This window comes from Streptomyces sp. NPDC021012 (assembly GCF_044333355.1).
GTDB lineage: Bacteria > Actinomycetota > Actinomycetes > Streptomycetales > Streptomycetaceae > Streptomyces.
On sequence record NZ_JBIRQU010000039.1, the window covers coordinates 1 to 1210 of the forward strand.

General features: G+C 70.2%; 1 protein-coding gene. It reads right to left on the minus strand.

What is annotated here, in order from left to right:
• Positions 1-1015 (minus strand): ISL3 family transposase (locus ACH4TP_RS40350; RefSeq protein ID WP_398440722.1); only part of this gene is annotated, 1015 nt, incomplete at its 3' end.
• Between the last annotated feature and the right edge of the window lie 195 nt (positions 1016-1210).

Consider the following 1210-nt stretch of genomic DNA (forward strand, 5'->3'; position numbering starts at 1 on the left):
TCTCGCGGATGGTGTCCTGCCAGCGTGCGGCGTTCGCGTACCGGAGGACGGTGTTGAGGCCCCAGCCCAGGTGCCGGGCGATCGCCCGGCGTGAGTGGCCCTGGGCGAGCATCTCGTGGACCAGGGCGTGGGCGGCCTTCTTGCGCTCGGCCCGCCGGCCGACGGGCTCCGAGTCGTCCTGCGACCGTCCGGAAGCCGGTGGGGTGTCCTGCGGCAGCAGGCCGCTGGGCGTCGGGTTGCGCAGGCAGTCGCGGTGGGCGGCGACGCAGGTCTCCACGGCCCGGCCGAGGCCCTGCCACAGATGGAACCGGTCCGCGACCTGCAGAGCGCCGGGGGCACCGCGCCGGGCGCCCTCGGCGTATGCACCGGCCCGGTCCCGGCAGATGATCTCCACGCCGTGATGGCGGGCCAGCCAGGCGGCCAGTGGCCCGGCTTCACGCGTCGGGAGGATATCGACCACGCGATGGTCTTCGACGCTGGTCAAGACGGTGGAGTAGGTCTGGCCGCGACGGATCGCGAAGTCGTCCACACCCAGCACCCGCGGCGTGCTGAACCGCGGATCGGGCAATGCCATGACCCTGCGTAACAAGGTCATCCGTCCCGCACCGAATCCGAGCTGGGCCGCCAGCCGAGCGCCAGCCCGCCCCGCCAGGGCGAGCCCCACCCGCTCCAGGGCATGGTTGAGCCGCGTGGTGAACCGGGAGTGCGGGACGGTCAGCCGGGAGAACGGGTCGGCGAACGTCCGGCGCGGGCAGTCCGCCGACCCGCAGATGAAGCGCCGGACCGTCAGCCGGATCACAAAGCCCTGGTCAGCCAGAGGAAGGTCCCTCAGCCTGCGCTGGTAACGGTCGTGGACCCGGCCCGAGAAGAAGCTGCAGTCCGGACATGAAGCGCCGCCTGCGCGACCCCTCGTCACCACCTCGACCGTGCCGAACGCGGCCGTGACCGCCTTGACCTCCACATCGTCGATGCCCTCGAACACCAGTCGGCCCCAGAACAGTGCGTCAATCTGCATGACCAGCACCATCACCGCCCACCGCCGACCACAGCAGCGATGGGAGCAACCTGAGGGAGCGTCACTTCCAGCTGTCAGGCGACAAGGCGTACGCCGTCTCGCACGAGCCAGTCCCTCGCAATCGAACACCGAGGTAACGCTCCGCGACGGCTCCCCAAGATCTGTGCCAGAACCCACAACTGCTCGATAAAGCCA